The 22345-nt window shown below is 63.6% G+C and carries 19 protein-coding genes, 2 tRNA genes, 1 pseudogene and 1 other annotated feature; of the genes and pseudogenes, 8 read left to right on the top strand and 14 right to left on the bottom strand.

Going from position 1 to position 22345, the window contains the following annotated elements; translation table 11 throughout:
- Positions 1-20 precede the first annotated feature (20 nt).
- The gene (locus P0Y64_06630) at positions 21-347 is read right to left on the bottom strand and encodes a pilus assembly protein PilZ (GenBank protein ID WEK44466.1); all 327 of its coding nucleotides are present in this window, start codon (positions 345-347) and stop codon (positions 21-23) included.
- Between the two features lie 24 nt (positions 348-371).
- Positions 372-908 carry a sterol desaturase family protein gene (locus tag P0Y64_06625; protein WEK44465.1) on the bottom strand — a complete coding sequence of 179 codons (537 nt, stop codon included), beginning with the start codon at positions 906-908 and terminating at the stop codon, positions 372-374.
- Between the two features lie 32 nt (positions 909-940).
- Here P0Y64_06625 and P0Y64_06620 point away from each other — a divergent pair, with 32 nt between their 5' ends.
- From P0Y64_06620 to P0Y64_06610, 3 genes are read left to right on the top strand one after another with little or no spacing between them, the layout of a single operon-like run.
- Positions 941-2518 carry a lysine--tRNA ligase gene (locus P0Y64_06620; protein ID WEK44464.1) on the top strand — a complete coding sequence of 526 codons (1578 nt, stop codon included), beginning with the start codon at positions 941-943 and terminating at the stop codon, positions 2516-2518.
- A gap of 10 nt (positions 2519-2528) precedes the next feature.
- Positions 2529-3719, top strand: coding sequence for a Na+/H+ antiporter NhaA (nhaA, locus tag P0Y64_06615; protein WEK44463.1), 1191 nt, complete (start codon positions 2529-2531; stop codon positions 3717-3719).
- On the top strand, positions 3719-4723 hold the full coding sequence (locus tag P0Y64_06610; GenBank protein ID WEK44462.1) for a histone deacetylase family protein: 1005 nt from the start codon (positions 3719-3721) through the stop codon (positions 4721-4723). The genes nhaA and P0Y64_06610 overlap by 1 nt, the downstream gene beginning before the upstream one ends.
- Here the strand turns inward: P0Y64_06610 and P0Y64_06605 are convergent.
- Positions 4712-5398, bottom strand: a complete 687-nt coding sequence (locus P0Y64_06605; GenBank protein ID WEK44461.1) for an RlmE family RNA methyltransferase — start codon at positions 5396-5398, stop codon at positions 4712-4714. The genes P0Y64_06610 and P0Y64_06605 overlap by 12 nt on opposite strands.
- Positions 5395-6435, bottom strand: a complete 1041-nt coding sequence (locus P0Y64_06600) for a Ppx/GppA phosphatase family protein (GenBank protein ID WEK44460.1) — start codon at positions 6433-6435, stop codon at positions 5395-5397. Before P0Y64_06600 ends, P0Y64_06605 begins: the two co-directional genes overlap by 4 nt.
- Positions 6436-6584: 149 nt before the next feature.
- On the opposite strand from P0Y64_06600, the gene P0Y64_06595 reads away from it, so the two are divergent.
- Positions 6585-6658 (top strand) — tRNA-Gln (locus P0Y64_06595).
- 235 nt (positions 6659-6893) lie between these two features.
- On the opposite strand, the gene P0Y64_06590 is transcribed toward P0Y64_06595, so the two are convergent.
- Positions 6894-7187 carry a putative quinol monooxygenase gene (locus tag P0Y64_06590; GenBank protein WEK44459.1) on the bottom strand — a complete coding sequence of 98 codons (294 nt, stop codon included), beginning with the start codon at positions 7185-7187 and terminating at the stop codon, positions 6894-6896.
- Between the two features lie 269 nt (positions 7188-7456).
- On the opposite strand from P0Y64_06590, the gene gdhA reads away from it, so the two are divergent.
- Positions 7457-8806 (top strand): NADP-specific glutamate dehydrogenase, encoded by a 1350-nt coding sequence (gene gdhA / locus P0Y64_06585; protein ID WEK44458.1) that lies wholly within the window; start codon positions 7457-7459, stop codon positions 8804-8806.
- A gap of 51 nt (positions 8807-8857) precedes the next feature.
- Here the strand turns inward: gdhA and P0Y64_06580 are convergent, their stop codons facing one another.
- The 3 genes from P0Y64_06580 to P0Y64_06570 form a co-directional block, all read right to left on the bottom strand.
- The gene (locus tag P0Y64_06580; GenBank protein ID WEK44457.1) at positions 8858-10678 is read right to left on the bottom strand and encodes a DUF885 family protein; all 1821 of its coding nucleotides are present in this window, start codon (positions 10676-10678) and stop codon (positions 8858-8860) included.
- A 132-nt stretch (positions 10679-10810) separates the two neighbouring features.
- Complete coding sequence (locus tag P0Y64_06575) at positions 10811-12223, bottom strand: M20/M25/M40 family metallo-hydrolase (protein WEK44456.1); 1413 nt, start codon at positions 12221-12223, stop codon at positions 10811-10813.
- A gap of 97 nt (positions 12224-12320) precedes the next feature.
- Positions 12321-13823 (bottom strand): ATP-binding protein, encoded by a 1503-nt coding sequence (locus P0Y64_06570; protein ID WEK44455.1) that lies wholly within the window; start codon positions 13821-13823, stop codon positions 12321-12323.
- A gap of 304 nt (positions 13824-14127) precedes the next feature.
- Between P0Y64_06570 and P0Y64_06565 the strand changes: the two genes are divergently transcribed.
- Positions 14128-15384, top strand: a complete 1257-nt coding sequence (locus tag P0Y64_06565) for a serine hydrolase (protein WEK44454.1) — start codon at positions 14128-14130, stop codon at positions 15382-15384.
- 130 nt (positions 15385-15514) lie between these two features.
- Here P0Y64_06565 and P0Y64_06560 read toward each other — a convergent pair.
- The 6 genes and pseudogenes from P0Y64_06560 to P0Y64_06535 form a co-directional block, all read right to left on the bottom strand.
- Positions 15515-16173 (bottom strand): annotated as a pseudogene (locus P0Y64_06560) (DDE-type integrase/transposase/recombinase).
- Positions 15941-16057, bottom strand: a sequence feature (AL1L pseudoknot). (Overlaps the previous pseudogene by 117 nt.)
- Before the next feature lie 12 nt (positions 16174-16185).
- Entirely contained in the window at positions 16186-16470 is a 285-nt protein-coding gene (locus P0Y64_06555) for a hypothetical protein (GenBank protein ID WEK44453.1), read from the bottom strand.
- A 475-nt stretch (positions 16471-16945) separates the two neighbouring features.
- A complete protein-coding gene (locus P0Y64_06550; GenBank protein ID WEK44452.1) occupies positions 16946-17986 on the bottom strand; it encodes a macro domain-containing protein in 1041 nt (346 codons plus the stop codon).
- Between the two features lie 14 nt (positions 17987-18000).
- Complete coding sequence (locus P0Y64_06545) at positions 18001-18636, bottom strand: DUF4433 domain-containing protein (protein WEK44451.1); 636 nt, start codon at positions 18634-18636, stop codon at positions 18001-18003.
- Between the two features lie 88 nt (positions 18637-18724).
- Positions 18725-19963: a tyrosine-type recombinase/integrase gene (locus tag P0Y64_06540; GenBank protein WEK44450.1), complete on the bottom strand. Its 1239-nt coding sequence runs from the start codon at positions 19961-19963 to the stop codon at positions 18725-18727.
- A gap of 311 nt (positions 19964-20274) precedes the next feature.
- A tRNA-Leu gene (locus tag P0Y64_06535) sits at positions 20275-20361 on the bottom strand.
- Positions 20362-20464: 103 nt separating this feature from the next.
- Here P0Y64_06535 and P0Y64_06530 point away from each other — a divergent pair.
- Both P0Y64_06530 and P0Y64_06525 read left to right on the top strand, forming a co-directional pair.
- Positions 20465-21400, top strand: coding sequence for a complex I NDUFA9 subunit family protein (locus tag P0Y64_06530; protein WEK44449.1), 936 nt, complete (start codon positions 20465-20467; stop codon positions 21398-21400).
- 40 nt (positions 21401-21440) lie between these two features.
- Positions 21441-22250, top strand: coding sequence for an undecaprenyl-diphosphate phosphatase (locus P0Y64_06525; protein WEK44448.1), 810 nt, complete (start codon positions 21441-21443; stop codon positions 22248-22250).
- Positions 22251-22345 lie beyond the last annotated feature (95 nt).

Genomic DNA, 22345 nt, shown 5'->3' with positions numbered 1-22345 from the left:
GCTATGTGATCGGCGCGCGCTTAACTGTTTCCCAGCGCCACGATGTGATCGAACACCGCGCGATGCAGCGGTTTGGCGAAGGCGCAGCCGTAGCGATATTTATCCCGCCACGCGACCACAGCTTCCAACCCCGCGAGCCCCGGCAGCGTCAGCCACACCGTCTGACCGGGCCAGAGCGTGAAGCTGGTCTGCGCGCGAAATCCGGTGGTGGAGAGGTCGACCACGTCGATCTCGAATCGCGTCGTCCCACGATCGCGCAGATGCGCGCGCATCTTCACCGCCTTGCGCAGCGCAAGGCGATTGTCTTCGCCTTCGTGAATCACAGGTAGGGATACGGCCTGATCCATCGCCCGCTTATGCGCCGCCAATGGTTACCAATCCGCAAACGTTTCCGCTCGCTTCGTCGCACGCAGGTGCACGTTTCCGCGTCGTTTAAGCTCTGCTTTCAGCACGATAGGCGGCGGCGCGACGAGAAACCCGAAGCTCACCGCGCCCTGCCTGGTGCCGATCGCATGATGCAGCCGGTGCGCCTGCACGATGCGTTTCATATAGCGCGATCTCGGCAGATAACGGGTCGCCACGCGGCGGTGGACGATCACATCGTGAAAGCCGAAATATATCGCGCCATAGCCGGCGATCCCCGCTCCGATCCATGCCCAGCCGGTCCACCAGCCCGCCTGCGTCCCGCCGTAAAGCAGCACGATCGAGGGAATTGCGAAGATCACGCCATACAGATCGTTGAGTTCGAACCGGCCGGTGCGCTCGCGGTGATGGCTTTCATGCAGGAACCAGCCGGGCCCATGCATCACCCAGCGGTGCATGACATAGGCGAACACCTCCATCCCCGCGACGGTCACGATGAACAGGATAGGGCCGAGCCACCAGAACATGCGCGAGGATATAGCCATCGCGGCCGTGCGTCGCTACGTCGCACTGCACCATGACAGACGACATTCGCACCGCAGCCCTAGAGTCCAAGGCCTGGCCGTTCGAGGAGGCGCGCCGGCTGCTCAAGCGCTGGCCCGAGGGCAAACCGGGCGGCGCGCCGATCATCTTCGAAACGGGATATGGCCCATCGGGGCTGCCGCATATCGGCACGTTCAACGAGGTGCTGCGCACGACGATGGTGCGTAATGCGTTCACCGCGCTTTCCGATCAGCCGTCGCGGCTCATCGCCTTTTCCGACGACATGGATGGCCTGCGCAAGGTGCCGGACAACGTGCCCAATCATGCGATGCTGACCGAGTATCTCGGCCGCCCGCTGACCAAGGTGCCGGATCCGTTCGAAAAGTATGAGAGCTTCGCGCATCACAATAATGCGATGTTGCGCGCCTTCCTCGATCGCTACGGCTTCGAATACGAATTCGCGTCCTCGACCGAATATTACACATCGGGCCGGTTCGACGAGCAACTCAGGAACGTGCTGCGCAACTATGATGCGATCATGGGCGTGATGCTGCCGACGCTGCGCGGCGAGCGACAGGCGACCTATTCGCCGGTGCTGCCGATCAGCTCGAAATCCGGCATCGTGCTTCAGGTTCCGGTCGAGGTGGTCGATGCCGAAGCCGGGCTGATCCGTTTCGTCGATGAAGGCGAGACGATCGAGCAATCGATCCTCGGCGGTGGCGCGAAGCTCCAGTGGAAGCCCGATTGGGGGATGCGCTGGGCCGCGCTGGGCGTCGATTATGAGATGCACGGCAAGGACCTGATCGATTCCGCCATCCTCGGCGGGAAGATCTGCCAGATTCTCGGTGCGCGGAAACCCGAGACATTGGTGTATGAGCTGTTCCTCGACGAAAAGGGGGAGAAGATCTCCAAGTCGAAGGGCAATGGCATCAGCCTCGATCAATGGCTGACCTATGGGCCGGAGGAATCGGTCGCTTTCTACGCTTATCGTGAGCCGAAGAAGGCCAAACAGCTCCACATGGGCGTGATTCCGCGCGCGGTGGACGAATATTGGCAGTTCCGCACCAATTACGCCGGGCAGGCGATCAAGGAGCGGCTCGGCAACCCGGTTCACCACATTCATGACGGCAAGCTGCCCGAAGGCACGCTGCCGGTGACGTTCGGGCTGCTGCTCAACCTCGTCGGCGTGATGGGGGAGGCGTCGCCTGAACAAGTGTGGGGCTATCTCGGCAATTATGTGCCCGATGCCACGCCGGCGGCCTATCCGGAGCTGGATCGCCTGATCGGCTATGCATTGGCCTATCACCGCGATTTCGTCGCGCCGACGCTCCAGCGCCGCGCGCCCGAAGGCGTGGAGGTGGCGGCGCTCAAGCGGCTCGACGAGGCGCTTGCCGCGCTGCCGGCCGACGCGCCCGCGGAGGATATCCAGAACCACATCTATGAGATCGGCAAGACCGGCGGGTTCGCCGAGTTGCGGGACTGGTTCAAGGCGCTGTACGAAACGCTGCTGGGATCAAGCCAGGGGCCGCGCATGGGCAGCTTCATCAAGCTTTATGGCATCGCCAATAGCCGCAAACTGATTGCCGAGGCGCTGGAGCGCGCGGGCGGATGAGGCGCGCCTGATGAGACGGGGGCGAATCTCCGCGCTGCGTGCCTTTCTTGCGGGGGAGGCGGCGGGGGGATTCGTGCTGATCGCTGCCGCCGCGCTGGCGATGCTCGTCGCCAACCTGCCGGCGACGGCGGACTGGTACGCGCATGTGCTGCATGCCGAGACAGGGCCGGTGCTTTCGGCCAAGCTCGGCCCGATGACGATCCATCTGTGGATCAACGATGCGTTGATGGCCTTGTTCTTCCTGCTCGTCGGGCTGGAGATCAAGCGCGAGTTCGTCGACGGGCAACTGGCGCGCGCCGATCAGCGGCGGCTGCCGTTCATCGCGGCGGCGACCGGCATGGCGGTGCCCGCGCTGGTCTATCTGCTGGTGGTGGGCGATCGCAGCGGATTGCAGCGCGGCTGGGCGATCCCGGCGGCGACCGACATCGCCTTTGCGATCGGCGTGATGGCGATGCTCGGGCGGCGCGTGCCAGCGGCGCTGAAGCTGCTGCTCACCACCGTCGCGATCGTCGATGACATGGGCGCGGTGGCGATCATCGCGCTTGCCTATACCGACGAGATTCGCGTGATCGCGCTGGCCGGCGCTGGCGTGGCGCTGGCGGTGCTCTACGTGATGAACCGCCGCAAGGTGCTGGCCTTGTGGCCATATCTTGTCACCGGCGCTGTGCTGTGGCTGTTCGTGCTGCAATCGGGCGTCCATGCGACGATCGCCGGGGTGGTGACCGCCGCGTTCATTCCGATCGTGCCGACGCCGGGCGCCCCCGATGCGGTGGATTCACCGCTCCATCGGCTCGAACATGCGCTGAGCCCGTGGGTGGCGTTCGTGATCGTGCCGCTGTTCGCCTTCGCCAATGCCGGTGTTGCACTGGGCGGGTTCGGCTGGAGCGTGCTGGCCGAGCCGGTGGTGCTGGGCGTCGCGCTCGGCCTGTTCGTCGGCAAGCAGCTGGGCGTGTTCGGCGGTATCTGGGGCGCGGTGCGGCTGGGGATCGCCAAACGCCCCGGCGGGGTCGGCTGGGCGCAGATCTATGGCATGGCGCTGCTCGCCGGGATCGGTTTCACGATGAGCCTGTTCGTCGGCGGCCTCGCCTTCCCCGGAGACGCGGTGCTGGTGGAGGAGGTCAAGATGGGCGTGCTGGCCGGATCGTTGCTGTCGGCGGTTGCTGGGTTCGCCGTGCTGGCGCTGGCGGCGCGGCGGGCGTGATGCGCCGCTTCTTCGCCCCTGCACAGCTTACCCACGCACCGCGCCGCGAACTGCATAACGGCGGCTTCACCGATTATGCCGAAAAGCCGTCGCGTGCGGAGATGATCCTGAACGCGATCGGCGGGGCGGAGATGCCGGCCGATCGCGGCGCGGCGCCGATCCTTGCGGTGCACGACGCGGATTACGTCCGCTTCCTGCAGGATGCGCCGCGGCTGTGGCAGGAGGCGGGGCGGCCGGGTGAGGCGATACCCTATGCCTTCCCGGTGGTACGTCGCCGCGCGTTGCGGCTCGATCGGGTCGATGCGCTGCTCGGGCGCTATGCCTTTGACGCCACGACGCCAATCACCCCTGAAACCTATACGGCCGCCTATTGGAGCGCACAGACGGCGCTCGGCGCGGCGCATGCGGTGCTTGGCGGCGAGCGCGCCGCCTTCGCCTTGTGCCGGCCGCCGGGGCATCATGCGGGCGCCGACTATTACGGCGGTTATTGCCACCTCAACGTCGCGGCGATCGCGGCGCAGGCTGCGCGCAGCACAGGGATGGCGAAGGTTGCGATCCTCGATATCGATTATCATCACGGCAACGGCACACAGGATATCTTCTGGGAACGCGGCGACGTGTTCTACGCCTCGGTCCACGCCGACCCGGCGAGCGATTACCCCTTCTACTGGGGCCATGCCGACGAGACGGGCGAAGGCGATGGCGCGGGCGCCACGCTCAATCTGCCGCTGCCACACGGCACACGGGCCGACGCGTTCCGCCGCGCGCAGGGACAGGCGCTGGAGGCGATCGCGCGGTTCGGCGCGGAACTGCTCGTCGTCAGCTTCGGCGCGGATACGTGGGAGGGCGATCCGATCTCACACTTCGCGCTCACCACCGGCGATTATGCGCTGCTCGCGCGCGATATCGCCTCGACCGCGCTGCCCAGCATCATCGTGATGGAGGGCGGCTATGCGGTCGATGCGCTCGGCGCGAACGTGACGAGTTTCCTGTCAGGCTTCTGATTCGGGTGCCTTCGGGCGCCCTTTGAAGCCCTGTGCGACGACGAACCACTCGACACTGCCCTTGCGGCTCGCCGGTGGCTTGGCGTGTTTCACGGTGGTGAAGTGGCGCTTCATTTCCGCGACGAACGCCGAATCCGCGCCGCCGGCGAACACCTTGGAGACAAAGGTTCCGCCCGGTGCGAGCACCTCGATCGCGAAGGCGAAGGCGGTTTCCACCAATGCCATGGTGCGCAGCGCGTCGGTCTGCGGATGGCCGACGGTATTCGCGGCCATATCCGACAGCACGAGATCCGGCGCTCCACCCAGTGCCTCCATCAGCATGCCGGGCGCCGCATCATCCATGAAATCATGTTCGAAGATGGTGACGCCGTCGATCGGATCGACCGGCAGCAGATCGATCCCCACAACCGTTGCCTTGGGGGCCATCCGGCGTACCACCTGGCTCCAGCCACCCGGCGCGATGCCGAGATCGATCACGCGGCGCGCGCCCTTGAGCAGCCCGAAGCGCTCATCGAGTTCGGTCAGCTTGTACGCGGCGCGGCTGCGATAGCCTTCCGCCTTGGCGCGGCGGACATAGGGATCGTTGAGCTGGCGTTCGAGCCAGCGGGTCGATTGCGCGGTGCGGTTGCGCGCGGTGCGGACACGCTGGTGCCCGACGGGGCCGCCCCGGCTCATCGGCCGGCCGCCATCAGCCGACGCAATATGCCTTCGCGGATGCCGCGGTCGGCCACACCGATGCGCTCCGCCGGCCACAGATCGAGGATCGTCTCCAGGATCGCGCATCCGGCAACGACGAGATCGGCGCGTTCGCGGCCGATGCACGGCAGCGCGGCGCGCTCCGCAGGCGACATATGGGCAAGGCTGTTCGACACTTCGCGCATCGCATGCGCCGGCGCGATCAATCCGTCCACTGCCGATCGATCATAACGGTCGAGCCCGAGGTGAACCGACGCCAATGTCGTCACCGTACCGGACGTGCCGAGCAGCCGGCGATGCTCGCCGCCCGTCGGCAATCGCTGGGCGAAGGGGGCGAAGCTCTCGCGCACCAGCGCGCGCATCCGTTCATAAGTGGCGGCCCGCCCGTCGGCCCCCTCTTGCGCCGGGACGCTTTCGGTGAGCGAGACGACGCCCCATGGCGCGGAATGCCAGTCAAGCACGGTGGGGACGGTGCTGGCGGTGTCGATCAGCACCAATTCGGTCGATCCGCCGCCGATATCGAACACCAATGCCGTGCCTTCGCCCGGTTCGAGCAGGACATGGCAGCCAAGCACGGCGAGCCGCGCCTCCTCCTCGGCGGAGATGATATGCAGATGGATGCCGGTTTCGGCACGGACGCGCGCGATGAATTCGGCGCCGTTCGTCGCGCGGCGGCAGGCTTCGGTTGCCACCGAACGCGCGAGCGCGACATTGCGGCGCTTCAGCTTGTCGGCGCAAACACGCAGCGCGGCGAGCGTGCGCTCTATCGCTTCATCGGAAAGTCGCCCGCTGTTCGCCAGTCCCTCGCCAAGCCGCACGATGCGCGAAAAGGCGTCGACCACCGCGAATCCATCTCCCTGCGGTCGTGCGATCAACAGGCGGCAATTGTTCGTGCCCAGATCAAGCGCGGCATAATGCCGTGCGAATCCCGCGCGTGATCGCGCGGGAGGGGGCGCCGAACGGGCGGGGGCTGCTTGCCCCGGCCGGTACGGCAAATTGGCGGAAGCATCGCCCATTGCCGTTACTTTCTATTCTGTTCTGCCGTCACGAACCCTCGGTTCGCCCGGTGCTTGGGTTGGGAGGCTACAGATTCATGACCGGACGAGCAAGCCGCCCTTGACCCGCCTGCCAGTTCCGGCTTAGAGGCGCCTCCCGGTTGCCCTATTGCCCTGTCGTCTAATGGTAAGACCACGGACTCTGACTCCGTTAATCGAGGTTCGAATCCTCGCGGGGCATCCAGGCTTCCGCTCATCGCGGCTTCGTTTCAGGCGGTTGGCCAATACCGCGAGCGTGCGATCCCAGCTTTGCAGCCAGACCAGGTTTTTGATCGCTTTTTCGTGATCGGCGATTGCCGTGCCGCGTGGCGATAAGAAAACCGGCGGCCGAATCAATTGCCCGCCGCCGCACGGCCGTATCGGTGGCCCGCCGTCGGAAAATGCGTCCGATTCAGCCGACCACCACCATGCGGCATCCTTTATTCGGCGATGTGGAACCGATCGGCGACGGGAAGCCCGTCCATGTGCGGTTTCACGCGCGCGAACAGTTCGGCCCCATAAGGCGCGCTGCGGTGCGTTTCGAATGCCTCTTCCGATGCATAAACCTCAACGAGGCTTACTTGCTCGCTATGGTCGATCGATGTGAACACATCGCACCTGAGGCATCCCGGCTCATTGGCGCGGACGACCGCGATATTCTCCTGCAACGCGGCGACCAGTTCGGCACGGTGCCCAGGTTGCGCCTTGAACGATGCGATTACGCCGATCTTCATTGAGTCACTCTCCTTTGCGCCGGCTTTCCTGCCGGCATTGCCCGCGCGCCGCGTCTGTTGCGGTGCATCGGGTTAATCTTCGATATCGAATGGTTTAGCTGAATATCAGTGACGTCCCGACATAAATCGGTGGCGATCGCTCAAAATGCGCCGGGCAGGTGAAGTTTGGTGTCAAACGATACTACCCCCTCTTGGGAGCGCCTTATAGGCTTGCGAAAAGCGCCGACCCCGATGCACAGGGTGCCGAATTGTGCGTCCGGGAGGTATTTTTGAGCAAGATTGATGAAAAATTGCAGCCGGTTCTTGATGAGGTATTGCGCCGTAATGCCGGCGAGGCGGAATTTCACCAGGCGGTTCACGAGGTGCTGGAAAGCCTTGGCCGTGTCGTCGCCAAACATCCCGATTACGCCAGCCATGCGCTGATCGAGCGCATCTGCGAGCCCGAACGTCAGATCATCTTCCGCGTGCCGTGGGTCGATGATGCGGGGCAGGTCCAGATCAATCGCGGTTTTCGCGTCCAGTTCAATTCGGCGCTCGGCCCATATAAGGGCGGCATCCGTTTCCATCCTTCGGTCAATCTCGGGATCATCAAGTTCCTGGGCTTTGAGCAGATCTTCAAGAACGCGCTGACCGGCATGCCGATCGGCGGCGGCAAGGGCGGCTCGGATTTCAATCCGCGCGGCAAATCCGATGGCGAGATGATGCGCTTCTGTCAGGCGTTCATGACCGAGCTGCAGCGCCATCTCGGTGAATATACCGATGTGCCGGCGGGCGATATCGGCGTCGGTGGCCGCGAGATCGGTTATATGTTCGGCCAGTATAAACGTCTCAACAACCGCTATGAGGCGGGCGTCTTGACCGGCAAAGGGCTGGTTTACGGCGGATCGCGTGCCCGCACCGAAGCGACCGGCTATGGTCTCGTCTATTTCGTCGAAAAGATGCTCGCGACCAAGGGCATGGCGTTCGATGGGCGCAAAGTGGTCGTGTCGGGTTCGGGCAATGTCGCGATCTACGCGATCGACAAGGCGCAGAAGTTCGGCGGCAAGGTGATCGCGTGCTCCGATTCCAATGGCTATATCCTTGACGAACAGGGCATCGACCTCGCGCTGCTCCGCGAAATCAAGGAAGTGCGTCGCGAGCGCCTCGCGGAATATGCCCGGCTCAAGGGCGATGGCGCGCATTATATCGAGAATGGCTCGATCTGGGATGTGCCGTGCGACATCGCATTGCCGTGCGCGACGCAGAATGAGTTGACCGCCAAGGACGCGCGCGCCCTCATCGCCAATGGCGTGGTCGCGGTCGGGGAGGGGGCCAACATGCCCTCGACCCCGGAAGCGGTGGCGCTGTTCCAGAAGGCGGCCGTGATGTTCGCGCCGGGCAAGGCGGCGAATGCGGGCGGTGTTGCCACCTCCGCGCTGGAGATGCAGCAGAACGCATCGCGCGACAGCTGGTCGTTCGAGCAGACCGAAAACCGGCTCGCGCAGATCATGCGCGATATCCATGACAATTGCGCCGCGACGGCGGAGGAATATGCTTCGCCGGGCGATTATGTGCTCGGCGCGAATATCGCCGGCTTCGTCCGCGTTGCCGAAGCGATGCGTTCGCTCGGCGTGATCTGAGCCGAAGGCGGCGGAATCCCGGCCGGGGTTCCGCCGCCTCGCAAATGGCGGTCAGGCGATGCGCGAACGCACCAGCCGTTCCAGAACGGTGAGTGGCATCGCGCCCTTCAGCAACACCGAGTGGAATGCCTTCGGGTCCCAATTCGCGCCGGCCTTGGTCTTGGCCTCGTCGCGCAACTTCACCCACACGGTGTGCCCGATCTTGTAGCTGCACGCCTGACCAGGCCAGACGGTATAGCGATCGATCTCGCCCTGGCTGCGACCGCGCGCGATGCCGGTGGTGGCGATGAGATAATCGGTCGCCTTCTCGCGGCTCCAGCGCTTGGCGTGCATCCCCGAATCCACCACCAGCCGCGTCGCGCGGAACAGCAGGGACTGGAGGTATCCGACCTGCCCGAGCGGATCGCCGTCGAACATCCCCATTTCGTCTGCAAGTTGCTCTGAATAGAGCGCCCAGCCCTCCGAATAGCCGCTGAAGAACCCGCGGCGGCGGATCAGCGGAATATCCTGCGATTCCATCGCCAGCATCACCTGAAGATGGTGCCCCGGCACCGCCTCATGATGGGTCAGCGTGGCGAGGCCGAACTTCGGGCGATCGAACGTGTCGCGCAGATTGATGTAATAGATGCCCGGCCGCGAGCCATCGAGCGAGGCATTCTGATAATAGCCGCCCGGCGCGCCAGCCTGAATCGCCGGCGGCACGCGCCGCACCTCAACCGGGGCCTTGGGCAAGGTCGCGAATTGCTCTGGCAGGCGTGGTTCCATGCGGCGGATTTGCTTGTTGAGCTCGGCGAGCAGCGCGGCACGGCCCTCGTCGGTGTTTGGGAATAGTTGGTCCGGCCGCTCGTTGAGCGCGACCAGTCGGGCGCCGACCGTGCCCTGCGCCATGCCCTGCCCCTTGAGGATGCCGTCGATCCGCGCGCTGATCTCCGCCACCTGCTCCAGCCCGAGCTTGTGGATCTCGTCGCCGGTCAGCCGGGTGGTGGTCGCCGCCTCGGCTGCTGCTGCGTAATAAGCGTCGCCATCGGGCAGTCGCCATACGCCCGCGTCATGCGTCGCCTTGCTGCGCAACTCACGCACCAGTTCGCGTTGACGATCGAGCGCGGGGAAGACCTTCTCCGCAACCAGCGCGGCCGCCTGCGTAGCGCGTGCGGGCGGCAGCCCCGCCTTTTGCAACTTCGCGGCATAGCCGGTGACGAGATCGGTCTCGGCCGCCGGCTTGTCACGCAGCGCGGCGAATTGTTTCAGCGTCGTATCGAGGATGTAATCGGGCGCGAACACGCCCTTGGCCGCATCGACCCGCTGCTGCTCGGTCTCCTGATCGAGCACGGTGGCGAATGCACCGAGCCGCGCGAGATAGGCATCGGCGTCGCCCACGTCGCTCACGCGATGCTGCGTATCCAGGAAGTCCGGGATATCCTGATAGGCACCGGTGAGCTGGCTCAGCCGATAGGGCGCGAAGCGGCCACCGTTCGAGCCATAACGGAAGCGTTCCTGCCCCGCGATACTGCCTTCGAGCTGGTAGGTAACGACGTCGAAATCGAGCCGCCCGTCCTCGCCGAGCTTTTTCGGGTCGATCGTGCGGATCGCGGCCAGCTCGCTTTTGGTGCGCGCCAGGCTGCGCGCGGCGTCGGCCGCGCTCCGGCCCTCAAGCTGCGATTTCAGTGTGACATTCTTGCCCGTATCGAACCCAAGGCGGGTGGCGCCTTCGGGATTGCCGGTCAGCCGGTCCGCGAAGATTCGGTCGAGCAGTTTGCGGAGCTTGATATCCTCACCGGAGCCGCCGGCACCGGCCTCCGCATAACCCACGGCTGGCAGGCCGGCGGCGACCGCAGCGACACTGGCGCGGCCAAGAAACGAACGACGATCCACTGAAAAATCCCCCGGAAAGTTTGATGATCCAGGGGTAAACGCGATCGGCGGGGCAGCGCAATGCTCCCCGCCGCTGCCGGACTATGGCCCGAACAGGACCATGATCCGGCAATCGCTCAGAAAAGCGGCATCTTAGCTGCCGCTGGCATATGCCTTGACGAGATCGAACAAGAAATCGCGTCCCTTGTAGACCGCATCGACCCGCATCCGCTCATTCAGGCCGTGCGCGCCGCTTTCGGCATCGTTGTAGAGGCCCGGCGGCCCGTAAGACGGGATGCCGATCGTCTCCAGATAGATGCCGTCGGTGCCGCCGGTCGACATCACCGGCACTAGCGGGACGCCCGGATAATATTTGGCCACCAGTTTCTCCGCCGGCCCGACGATCTTCGGATCGAGCTTCGGCGGCACGGCGGCCGGGCGGATCGGCGGCACCAGCGTCACCTTCATCCGCGGATCGCCGATCGCCTTTTCCAGATCGGCGCGGATCGCCTCGACATCATTGCCGGGGAAGATGCGGCAATTGATATTGGCGCCGGCGCGTTGCGGCAGCGCGTTATTGGCATGGCCGCCGTCGAGCAGCGTCGCGACGCAGGTGGTGCGCAGCATCGAATGATAGGAACGATCCTTGTTGAGGATCGCCACTGCCGCCGTGTCCCCCGGATTCTTCGCGATCGCGACCATCGCCGCGCCGACCTCATCCTTCCGCGACGCGCCGGACTTCGCGAAATAGGCGCGGGTCGTGTCGTTGAGCTGGGTCGGGAACTCATGCTCGCGCACCTTCACCAGCGCATCAGCCAGTTCGTAGATGGCATTGTCGCGGACCGGGATCGAGCTGTGGCCGCCGGGATTGGTCGCCTCGATCCGGTAATTCTGGACGATCTTCTCGCCGACGTGGAGCGTCATCACGATTGGTTTGCCATCCGGCCCGGCGCGGCCGCCGCCGCCCTCGTTGAGCGCGAATTCGGCGGCAATCAGGTCCGGCTTATTCTTGGCGAGCCACTCGGCGCCGTCGAACGCGCCGGTCGTTTCCTCGCCGCAGGTGAGCGCGAGTTTCACCGTCCGCTTCGGCTTGTAACCGCTTGCCTTGAAGCGCAGCAGCGTATCGATCCAGATCGCGTCCATCGCCTTCATGTCGGCGGTGCCACGGCCGTAGAAAAAGCCGTTTTCCTCGATCATCTTATAGGGATCGCGGGTCCAGTCCTCACGCTTCGCGGTGACGACATCGATATGGCCGAGCAGCAGCATCGGCTTCACCGCTTGCGACGTGCCTGGATAGACGATGACGACGCCACCATCCTTCGGATGCTCCGGCACCGAGAAATAGGTGATCTGGCTGTCGTTGAAGCCCGCCGCCTTGAAACGTGCGCCGATCTTCGCAGCGAGATCGGTGCAACTGCCGCTGGTGATGCTCGTGTCGGTTTCCACCAGCTCCTGATAGATCGCGCGAAACGCCTGCTGATCGGGCTGGAGCGCGGGCGTCTGCGCCTGTGCCATCGCGGTCTGCGCGAGCAGCAACGCGCCTGTGGTCAACGCCAGTGACTTCATATCGGTCTTTCCCCGGTTCCCCTAAGATGGTGACAGCTATGATGTTTTGTTGCTGCTGCCGCAATCCGGTTGATCGGATTGCGGTGAGGGCAGGGTGTTAGCGCAGCCGTTCACGCGCGCCGCTGCGCGCCGCCGGCGTGGTGCGGCGTGAGATGTGCGGGCGCGGGGGCTCGGGGACGGCGGGGCGCGTGGTCCAGCCGAAATGCGGGAAGCTGATCGATCGCTTCCCGATCAGATCGACGCGCACCACGATCAATCCCTTTTCCTCGATATATTCGAGCATCCGCCGTGCCCGGCTTGGCGATGCGGTATCGTAGAGGATCGCCAGCGTCGCATTGTCGGGGCAATCCTCCTCAGCCCGTGCCGCGCGCGCGAGGCCGAGGAACGGCGCGAGCATTTCCTCGGGCAGAGATTCCCCAAGCGTCAGAACGTCGGTCCAATCCTCGTCCGGGTTCAAACCCGCGCGCGCCACCGCGAAATGCCGGCGAAACTGGTCGAGCGGCTCGTTCGCGGTGACGCCGCGCATCCGGCAACGGACCTGATAGTCCTGATATAGCTGCGGCAGGGGCACGCGCACGCCTTCCCGTGCCATTTCGGCCATAACCTCGGTGCGGACCGCTTCCTGCTCGGCCTCGTCGAGTTCCGGTACGTCGGGCACCGGGGCCAACGGGGCGAGCGTATTTTGCATCAGCTCCGAAATCGACGGGGGCGGGGGGGCGGGAAGCGGCAGCGGGAGCATTTCCTCCGCATCGTCGGTGAACAGCCGGTCGCGCAGCCCGTCGACGTCTGCCGCTGGCAGCGGCATCAGCTTGGGGCTCACGTTCCGCGCCGAGGTGGTGACGCTGCCGATGCGTACGCTGACCGGGCGGCGCGAGATTGCGGGGCCGAGCGCGAGAAATTCGCCCCGCGCCAGATCGCGGATCTGATCGGCCTGCCGGCGCTCCATGCCGAGCAAATCGGCGGCGCGCGCCATATCGATATCGAGAAAGGTGCGCCCCATCAGGAAGTTCGACGCTTCGGCCGCGACGTTCTTGGCGAGCTTCGCTAGTCGCTGCGTGGCGATCACCCCGGCCAACCCGCGCTTGCGGCCGCGACACATCAAATTGGTCATCGCCGCCAGCGACGCGCGGCGCGCTTCCTCGCCAACTTCGCCGGCGGCAGCAGGCGCGAAGAGCTGCGCTTCATCGACCACCACCAGGATCGGATACCATTGTTCGCGTGGTGCATCGAACAGCGCCGCGAGGAAGCTCGCCGCGCAGCGCAATTGATCGTCCACCTCCAGCCCGTCGAGATTGAGCACGACCGAGGCGCGGTGTTCGCGTGCTCGGATGGCGAGCCGCTCCATCTCGATCAGGCTATATTGCGCCGCATCCACCGCGATGTGGCTGAAGGCATCGGCGAGCGAGACGAAATCGCCCTCGGGATCGATGACGACCTGCTGGACGAGCCCCGCGCTACCTTCGAGCAAACGACGCAACAGGTGCGACTTGCCCGAGCCGGAATTGCCCTGAACGAGCAGACGCGTGGCAAGCAGCTCCTCGAGGTCAAGCTCGACCGAGCGGCCCGACCCGTCGTATCCCATGTCGATCTTGGCAGTCATTACCCAGCCGATGGCAATGCTGGGACTTCGGGGCAAGCGGATTGCGTCGGGGGAGAGGTTTAGGGCGCGTGCGGATCGCGCGCGATCGACGCCCGGCCGTCTGCGATCCGCATCGCTGGAACCGCGCGATTGCGCTCGCGGGTAAAGGCAAAGCGCGGCCGCTGGTTTTCCCGGCATGATTTCCGGCGCTTCCCCGAAAGTCGTTCAGAAGGTAGAATTTTCCGTTTGATGGGGGAGGCTGGCGGCGGCAGACGAAGGCCGCATGCGCTATCGGTGGAGCAATGCCGGGTTAAATGGGACGCGAATGACCGGATTGAGCAAGATGAGGCGAGCGCGAACACTCGCCACGGTTCTGGGGCTGATTTTCATCGTGGCGGTGGTGGTGACGTGGGGCTTCTCGAGCCCGAAGCCTGGGCCATCCGCGGCAAAAGCGCATGTCGTCGCGGGCCGGGAATGGTCCGAACCCGTTTCGGATAGTTCGCCATCGAAGGTTGACTATCAGCGTCTGGACGAGCGGATTCGCGGCCTCATGCAGGATCCCGATATGGTGGGGCTTGCCGTCGGAGCGATCGAGGGCGGGCGGGTCCGCTTTCTCCGTGGCTATGGCGAAACGCTTGCGGGCTCGGGCAGGCCGGTGACGCCTGACACGGTGTTCCGCTGGGCGTCGCTATCCAAGGCCGTGGCCGCCGCCCTCGTCTCCGGTCTTGCTGAGGAGGGGAAGCTGTCGCTTGACGCACCTCTGGCGAAGATGGGCACGACACTGACGCTTCCCGGCGACGCCAGTCATGTTACGGTTGCAGACGTTCTGTCTCATCGTCTGGGCCTCGTCCACAACGCCTGGGACGACCGGCTCGAGGCGGGCGCTGACCCCAAGCTGCTTCGCGCCGGACTTGGCACATTGCCGCCCTATTGCGCGCCGGCGACCTGTTATTCCTATCAGAACGTCGCCTTCGATACGGCGAGCGAGATTGTCGAGCGGGTAACGGGGCAGGATTATGCCAGCGTCGCCCGCGCCCGCCTGTTCGAGCCGCTCGGCATGACCAATGCCAGCATCGGCCGTGCAGGATTGGAAGGCGCGGCGAGCTGGGCGCGGCCGCACCATCACAATAAGGCGCCCGCGATCGTGAACGACAGTTATTATCGGGTGCCGGCGGCTGGCGGTGTCAACTCGTCGATCCGAGACCTGATCCTATGGATGCGCGCGCAGATGGGCGATGCGCCCGAGGTGCTGTCACCGGCGGTAATCGAGACGATGCACCACCCACGGGTGACGACACCGCCGCGCGGACGCCGCGGGCCGATGGACCGCGCGCTGACCAACGCCGCTTACGGCCTGGGCTGGCGGAGTTATGTCTATGCCGGCCACGCTTTGGTCGGGCATCGTGGATCGGTGGACGGTTATGGCTCGCTCATCCTGTTCGATCCCGCCGAGAAGAGCGGCATCGTGATGCTGTGGAATAGCAATCAATCCAAAGCAGGGCGGCTGCAACTCGAGTTTTTCGACATGCTTTATGGCTTGCCGCCGACAGACTGGCTCGAGCTTCAGCCGCCGTCGAAATAGAGGTTGGGGAGGCGCGGGGTCTGGTTCGTTATGCCGCTGAAGGGATGATGGCGATGGCCACATCTTATGCCGAGGAACTGGTTCGCCAGGCTTCTGATGCGCGGCATCCGCAGCTGCCCAATAGCGCGGCTCGGTCTGGCCGCGCCTGCTCGAAGGCATCGAGGACGAAGCTGGTATGCGCCGTCCTGCTGGCTCGCCAACTGACGATCCGCCTAGCGTAGGTGTCGATGACGAAGGCGACGTAGACGAAGCCTGCCCAGGTCGCGACATAGGTGAAGTCCGATACCCACAACATGTTCGGCGCTGGCGCGTAAAGCCTGCGGTTGACGTGATCGAGCGGGCACGCCGCCGCCTTGTCGCTGATGGTCGTGCGCACTGGCTTGCCCCGGATCGCACGCGCCAGGCTCATCTGCCGCCAGACTTTGCGCACGCCGTAGGCCGCGAAGTTTTCGGCGAACACGCGCGCGATCTCGCGCTTGAGCGCCATATCCTGCTGCGCCCGCGCCGACAGGCGTGTCGGATCCTGCCGCTGCGTAACGCGCTCGCGGTAGGTGGATGGGGCGATCGGCAGAACGCGGCAGATCGGCTCGACCCCATAGGCATCGCGGTGATCGTCAATGAAAGCGAGCATCGCCGGAACGGGCGGTCGAGCTCCGCCTGGGCAAAATATGCCGATGCCTTGCGCAGGATCTCGTTCGTCTGCCCCAACTCGCGGACCTCGCGCTCCAGCACCATCCGCGCCGCACGCTCGCGGACCTCGGGCGCAAATTTGTTCGTCGTTTTGTTCATAAAGGCTCCAATCTACCAGCGCTTTTGCTCCTTCGCGGTTTGGTAATCGCGGATCAGATCGGCGCTCGTGTGGGAGCGCGTCGCGGGGGTGTCGAGCGCGGCAAGCATGACCGCGTCGGCGGGGCGATATCCGAAGTCGCCCTTCGGCCGTGCGAGGTCGATTGAGGCGAGTTCCTTGTTGGCCCGCACGAGCAGTTGGAGGAGCGTTCGGTAGCCGGCGCCGTTTGGATCGGCGTTTAGCCCTTCTCCCGCCAAGATGCGCGCGGCCAGCGGCGCGAAAGCGTGAATGTCGTTCATCCCCAGCTGGCGCGTGGCGTCCGCTACGCTATATTTGTTCCCCGCCACGGCATCGGCCCAGCCGTCGGGCTGCGTCGGTTGGTGAAGATGACCGTGGTCCAGTTCCTCGTTCCGATGGACAAACCAACGGGAAACGATGGCTACCGCCTCGACTTCGGCGAGTTGCCGGGGGACTGTCTCCCCCAGCTTCGCCCGTGCCGCATCGACAGCCGCCCAATAACGCTGTTCCGCGTGCCCCCGCATCCGTTGGGCCTGTTCCAGCGAGTTGGTATTCAGCGCCAGCCGGAATGGTGATTTACCGACGACCGGCCACTCTTCTGGGCACCATCACTTCTGAAATCGTTGAAAACGTTAGAGAATCGTCGCCCAGACGGTCCTCGAAGCGCGTCTGCTACACAGAGTTGCCACACAATCCGCGCGCCGGATCGTCCTCAAGTTACGGGAATGTCAGAGGAAATGGTGGGGCTGCCCCAGCTTACGCGGCAGCCAGCCAGCTTTTCGCTCGCAGGGTCTCGAAAGCGATGCCAACCTGCCGCTCGCTGAACACCTTCTTGCGGTCGTTCCATCTATGCACATGCGCGAGCGCCTTCTCAGGCGTATTCGCGTTCTCACGCGTCGCTACCCAATGCACGGTCGCCAACAGTTCGAGACCAAAAGGCGTCTCAAAGCCATCAACGAGATCAGCAACCCGATTGAAGTTCTCATGCGTTTCCGGCTCGTTGCTCAGTGCTGCCTCGGCCTCCTCAATGGCACCGGGCACGATATTGAGTTCCTTATCCGGCTGATCACCTCCGTCTCGATACCCAGAAACGAAGTGGCCCTCGATCTTGTTCAGGACGTGAGACAGGTTGGTGGCGTAAGGCCCATAATGATGCTTGATATAGTTCAGCTTCAGAGGCTGCCCTGCCTCTTGCATGAAATACATTAACTTCTGCACCTCGATCAGTGTGACCAAGGGGTCCATCAATCCCTGAAGATAGCGATGCATAAGTGTCACCAGCGCCGCGCGTCCCGCTGTCATTTTAGGGACGTCGCTTGATTTGACGACCTCGGGCGCACCTTTCGGTTCGTAGATAAGAACATCGACGCCGGGAAGATCGCAGAGGGCAGCCTCGATGCGAGGGCGAACGTTGTTCCAATCAAGGCCCCCAAGCCCTGCACCAAGCGGCGGGATCGCAATCGACTTGATGCCGCGCTCACGCACCTCATTGGCCAACGCAACCAAGCCGCTTTCGATATCTTCAATCCGGCTCTTCCCCTTCCAATGACGCTTGGTCGGGAAGTTGATGATGTAGCGCGGGTTGGTGAAGACACCCGTGTCATGCACAAACATCTTGCCGGGCTGAACGGCACCCGCTTCGCACGCCAGTGCATAGGCCCGGAAATTAGCGGGGAACGCCTTCTTAAATTGAAGGGCGATGCCGCGTCCCATGATGCCAACGCAGTTCACCGTGTTGACGATTGCCTCCGCATTCGCCTTCAGGATGTCTCCTGCTGTGATTTTGATATGCGCCATGGTTCCTCTGTGGCTCAGTAATACCATGCCGGACGGATTTGCACACTCGGTCTATGCGCTGCTCCGGCGATTGCCTGCGTGGCTCGCTGACCGGTGCCCTGATTGAGCACCACGATCTCCTCGATCAATTCCCAAGGGAAGTTTCGTTCGAGCAGGAACTCAGCCTGCTTTTGATCGCGCACGCTCGACCAATAATGGGCATTCACCGCCGTCCAATCAATCTCATGCAAGCTGTCGAGGTCGCGGCGATCCTCGAAGTGATATGACGCCGCGCTGGAGAGCGTGAATGCCCACCGAAGATCGTTTTGATGCGCCCAATCAACGGTTCGCCGAAGATCGGCGACGAGGTGAACGATAGGGCCTTGGCCCTCGCGATAATCAAGATCGGAACTGCCTCTTGATATGATATTCAGCATCACGGAGCGCGGGCAAAAATAGAATGGCACGCACTCGCCAACACAAAGATTCGGGTGGCTGTTAAGCCGTTTTTGTAGACGCCGATGCTTGATGTGATTCATGCCTATGACGGTGCCAATCGCAGGCCGCTGGTGCATCAACGCGTCGGAATACAAGAAGCTGTCTGCCGTTATCGAGGCGAGCTTATCCACGTGCACGATGTGGTAGATTTTCGGGTTTGCTGGCACGGGCATGTGGCGAGCTTTATATCCTTCCCCGGAATGGTGCACCAACGATCAACATCGCCCTTTCGCGGGAACCTCCTGAGCGAATGCGCCAACCTTATTCTTTGATATGCGAAAGATCGATATCTCGAAACGTCAGGCGGCTTATCGCTTCGGCCAGCACCTCCACACGATGTCCACTCCCATAGTTTTCGGAGACCTTCGACTGGGAACTGGTCGCGTTGGTCCATCCGCCCAAAGCCATTGCCAAATCATGGTTGATGCGCGCGTTTCGTAGCTCGTCCCGGAAGCAATGCCGGAAAGAATGAAAGCAGGTTCGCTCGCGGCGAGCGCCAAGGTTGCCCAAGAATTGCGTGAACCACTTCGAAAAAGCCACTGCCCGGACGCCTTTGGAGCCGGGATCGATCTCGGCGAAGAGCTTCTTCTGTCCGAGGCGTTTCTGCCGAGCAGCGTAGTCCATCAAGCCCAAGTCGATTAGCCGGGGATGCAAGGGCATCAAGCGCTCGCTGGCACCTGTCTTAAGCTTCTTGTCCGTGGTGCCGACGCGCGACTGTGCGGTCACGAGAATGCACGGGACGCCTTCCATCAAGCAGATATCCGTGACGTCGAGTTGGCATATCTCGTTTAACCGCAATCCTGTGTGCAGCGCGATCAATGGCACCCAATAGCGGGCGTTCTGTGGCCGCTCGGTGCCGGGAGTGGCGTAGCCACGATTTCCGTCTTGGCACCCTCGATAAATGGGGGCGTTAAAAATCAGCCGCAATTGCTCTGCTGAGAAAGGGTTGCGCTTGTCTCGCTTTGCAACCTCGTCGGGGAGCCGCAACCCTCTGGCTGGGTTCCTATCCGCAATCTCCTCATTCACGGCCCAATTGAGAAAGCTGGATAGATTGCTGAGATAGACGTTGGCGTTGGCTGCGCTGATGGTGCCGCTTTCACCCGAGTGACGGAGGCGCTCGGCAGCTTGCTTATGGGTAAGCTTCGGGAACCGCTTGTTCGCGTTGCGCGGGAGAAAGCGAAGCACCTCAATGAGGTTTCGAATGTCTGCGCGTGAGATTGACCTGAGAGGGTGATCGGCTCCGATCACCGAGACGACAAGCGCGCGAGTGGTATCGTAAGTGTCGCGCGTCCGTTCGCTCCAGCGGTGCGTGGGATCGTTGAGGTAGCGCTCATATGCGTCGCCAAGGGTCACTTGGGGCTGTGGCGCTGGGCTTCTCGGGACATTCGGCGGAACGTTCGCGTGATCGTCTGAAGACGGTTCGAGCAACGTCGCATCGCAACTCAACCCAGCATCGAGCCTTACACGTTCAAACATCGCCTCAAGCTCGGCGAGCGCCATAGGCAGTCGCCGATGGGCAATTCGATAGCTGTCAGTCCGCAGAGATCGCCAAATCTCGGCTCGTCCGAGAGACGCTCGAACATCGCTCGGAATGCGACGTCGAAGATAGAACTGACCACCGCGAAGGATCAGCCCGGAGGGCCATTTGTGTAGCAGTTTTGTGTAGCAGGCAGCCCCACCATTTCCTCTGACATTCCCGTAACTTGAGGACGATCCGGCGCGCGGATTGTGTGGCAACTCTGTGTAGCAGACGCGCTTCGAGGACCGTCTGGGCGACGATTCTCTAACGTTTTCAACGATTTCAGAAGTGATGGTGCCCAGAAGAGGACTCGAACCTCCACGCCCTTGCGAGCGCCAGCACCTGAAGCTGGTGCGTCTACCAATTCCGCCATCTGGGCACGGGGTAGGCCGGCGCCTCTAGTGGACGCGGCGTGGCCTTGTCAACAGGGCTGCGAGGGGGGTAGGCGCACGGCATCAAACAATCGGATGGACGGCTCGCGCATGAAGGACAGGTTGGTCACGCTCGTCGGCGGAGGCGGCTTTATTGGCCGCTACGTGGCGCAGGCGCTGTTGGCGGCGGGCGCGCGGGTGCGGGTAGCGGAGCGCGATCCGCGTGACGCATGGTTCCTGAAGCCGCTTGGCGGGCTGGGGCAGACGCAATTCGTCGCCGCGGATGTGACGCGGCCGGAGACGGTTGCGCGTGCGGTTGCCGGCGCGGACCATGTCGTGAATCTGGTCGGCAGCTTCACCGGCGATCTGCGACGGATCCATGTGGATGGTGCGCGCGCTATTGCCGAGGCGGCGACCCGCAGCGGCGTGGAGTCGCTGGTGCATGTTTCGGCGATTGGCGCGGATGTCGATTCGGCGTCGCTTTATGCGAGCACCAAGGGCGCGGGCGAGGCGGCAGTGCGTGCCGCCTTCCCGAATGCGACGATTGTGCGCCCTGCCACGGTGTTCGGGCGTGAGGATCAATTCATCAACCGCTTCGCCGGCATGATCGCGCGATTGCCGGTGGTGCCGGTGCTTCGTGCCGAGACGCGTTTCCAGCCAGTATTCGTCGGCGACGTGGCGGCGGCGATCGTCGCCGCGCTCAATGCGCCTGCGCGATCGGGTGGTCATGTTTACGAGCTTGGCGGCCCTGACGTGCTGACCATGGCCGAATTGCACCGCTGGATCGCACAGGCGATCGGGCGCGACCCGGCGATGCCGGCGCTGCCCGATATCGCGGGCCAGTTGATCGCGGCGCTGGGCTTTCTGCCGGGCGCGCCGATCACGGCGGATCAATGGAAGCTGCTCCAGCGCGACACGGTGGTTACGTCGGGCGCCGAGGGGCTCGCCGCGCTGGGCGTGACGCCGACACCACTCGCATCGGTCGCACCCGGCTGGCTGGTGCGCTATCGCCGCGCCGGGCGTTTCGCCGTCTCCGCCAAGGCCTGATCCCCCGCGCGCCCGGACGGGCGCCGACCGAGGATAATTCATGACCGACATGTTGATCGTGATCCTGCTCGGGATCGTCGAGGGTGTGACCGAATTTCTGCCTGTCTCCTCGACTGGGCACCTAATTCTCGCCGGGGCGCTGCTCGGGCTTCCGGAGGCGGATGCGACATTCGATATCGTGATCCAGCTTGGCGCGATTCTGGCGGTGGTCGTGCTGTTCTGGCGGCGCTTCATGAACGTCGGGCATGGCCTGCTGCGGCGTGACCCTGGCGCGATTGCCTTCACCCGCAACGTTTTGCTCGGTTTCCTGCCGGCCGCCTTCGTCGGCGCGGTGGCCTATAAGGCGATCAAGGCGGTGCTGGAGGCGCCGGTGATCGCGCCGGTTGTGGTGGCGATTGCCCTGATCGTCGGCGGTATCGCGATCTTGTTCATCGAGCGCGTCGCGCCGACTGCCCACGCCGATTCGGTGGAGGAGATGTCCTGGCGCACCGCGCTCACCATCGGTGCGATGCAATGCCTCGCGATGATCCCCGGCGTCAGCCGTTCGGGCGCGACGATCATGGGCGCGCGGGCGATGGGCGTGAGCCGCGAAACGGCGGCGGAATATAGCTTCTTCCTTGCGATCCCGACGATGCTAGGCGCGACCGTGCTGACCTTGTGGAAGGCGCGTCACGAGTTGAGCAGCGCCCATCTCAATTCGATCGCGATCGGCTTCGTGATTTCTTTCGTCGTCGCGCTTGTCGTGATCCGCTGGTTCCTGTCCTTCGTCACCAAGCACGGTTTCCAGCCGTTCGCCTGGTATCGGATCATCGCCGGAATCGTCGCGTTGGTGGCGTTGTCATTCAGATAATTCCGAATCGGCCATTAAAAATAGGCAATCTACCGCGCCGACCGGTCATCTGAGATCGAATCCCGCCATATAGGTCAGCAATGCTGACTTGTTGT

The sequence above is a fragment of the Candidatus Sphingomonas colombiensis genome (genome assembly GCA_029202845.1).
Lineage (GTDB): Bacteria > Pseudomonadota > Alphaproteobacteria > Sphingomonadales > Sphingomonadaceae > Sphingomonas > Sphingomonas colombiensis.
Note: the sequence above shows the minus strand (reverse complement) of the source record. Positions and strands in the feature narration are given on the sequence as shown.

Excerpts from the sequence above, each read along its gene's own strand:
- P0Y64_06630 (WEK44466.1), bottom strand. The coding sequence starts at position 347 with ATGGATCAGGCCGTATCCCTACCTGTGATTCACGAAGGCGAAGACAAT.
- P0Y64_06625 (WEK44465.1), bottom strand. The coding sequence starts at position 908 with ATGGCTATATCCTCGCGCATGTTCTGGTGGCTCGGCCCTATCCTGTTC.
- P0Y64_06620 (WEK44464.1), top strand. The coding sequence starts at position 941 with ATGACAGACGACATTCGCACCGCAGCCCTAGAGTCCAAGGCCTGGCCG.
- nhaA (WEK44463.1), top strand. The coding sequence starts at position 2,529 with ATGAGACGGGGGCGAATCTCCGCGCTGCGTGCCTTTCTTGCGGGGGAG.
- P0Y64_06610 (WEK44462.1), top strand. The coding sequence starts at position 3,719 with ATGCGCCGCTTCTTCGCCCCTGCACAGCTTACCCACGCACCGCGCCGC.
- P0Y64_06605 (WEK44461.1), bottom strand. The coding sequence starts at position 5,398 with ATGAGCCGGGGCGGCCCCGTCGGGCACCAGCGTGTCCGCACCGCGCGC.
- P0Y64_06600 (WEK44460.1), bottom strand. The coding sequence starts at position 6,435 with ATGGGCGATGCTTCCGCCAATTTGCCGTACCGGCCGGGGCAAGCAGCC.
- P0Y64_06590 (WEK44459.1), bottom strand. The coding sequence starts at position 7,187 with ATGAAGATCGGCGTAATCGCATCGTTCAAGGCGCAACCTGGGCACCGT.
- P0Y64_06575 (WEK44456.1), bottom strand. The coding sequence starts at position 12,223 with ATGAAGTCACTGGCGTTGACCACAGGCGCGTTGCTGCTCGCGCAGACC.
- P0Y64_06570 (WEK44455.1), bottom strand. The coding sequence starts at position 13,823 with ATGACTGCCAAGATCGACATGGGATACGACGGGTCGGGCCGCTCGGTC.
- P0Y64_06565 (WEK44454.1), top strand. The coding sequence starts at position 14,128 with ATGACCGGATTGAGCAAGATGAGGCGAGCGCGAACACTCGCCACGGTT.
- P0Y64_06555 (WEK44453.1), bottom strand. The coding sequence starts at position 16,470 with ATGAACGACATTCACGCTTTCGCGCCGCTGGCCGCGCGCATCTTGGCG.
- P0Y64_06550 (WEK44452.1), bottom strand. The coding sequence starts at position 17,986 with ATGGCGCATATCAAAATCACAGCAGGAGACATCCTGAAGGCGAATGCG.
- P0Y64_06545 (WEK44451.1), bottom strand. The coding sequence starts at position 18,636 with ATGCCCGTGCCAGCAAACCCGAAAATCTACCACATCGTGCACGTGGAT.
- P0Y64_06540 (WEK44450.1), bottom strand. The coding sequence starts at position 19,963 with ATGGCGCTCGCCGAGCTTGAGGCGATGTTTGAACGTGTAAGGCTCGAT.
- P0Y64_06530 (WEK44449.1), top strand. The coding sequence starts at position 20,465 with ATGAAGGACAGGTTGGTCACGCTCGTCGGCGGAGGCGGCTTTATTGGC.
- P0Y64_06525 (WEK44448.1), top strand. The coding sequence starts at position 21,441 with ATGACCGACATGTTGATCGTGATCCTGCTCGGGATCGTCGAGGGTGTG.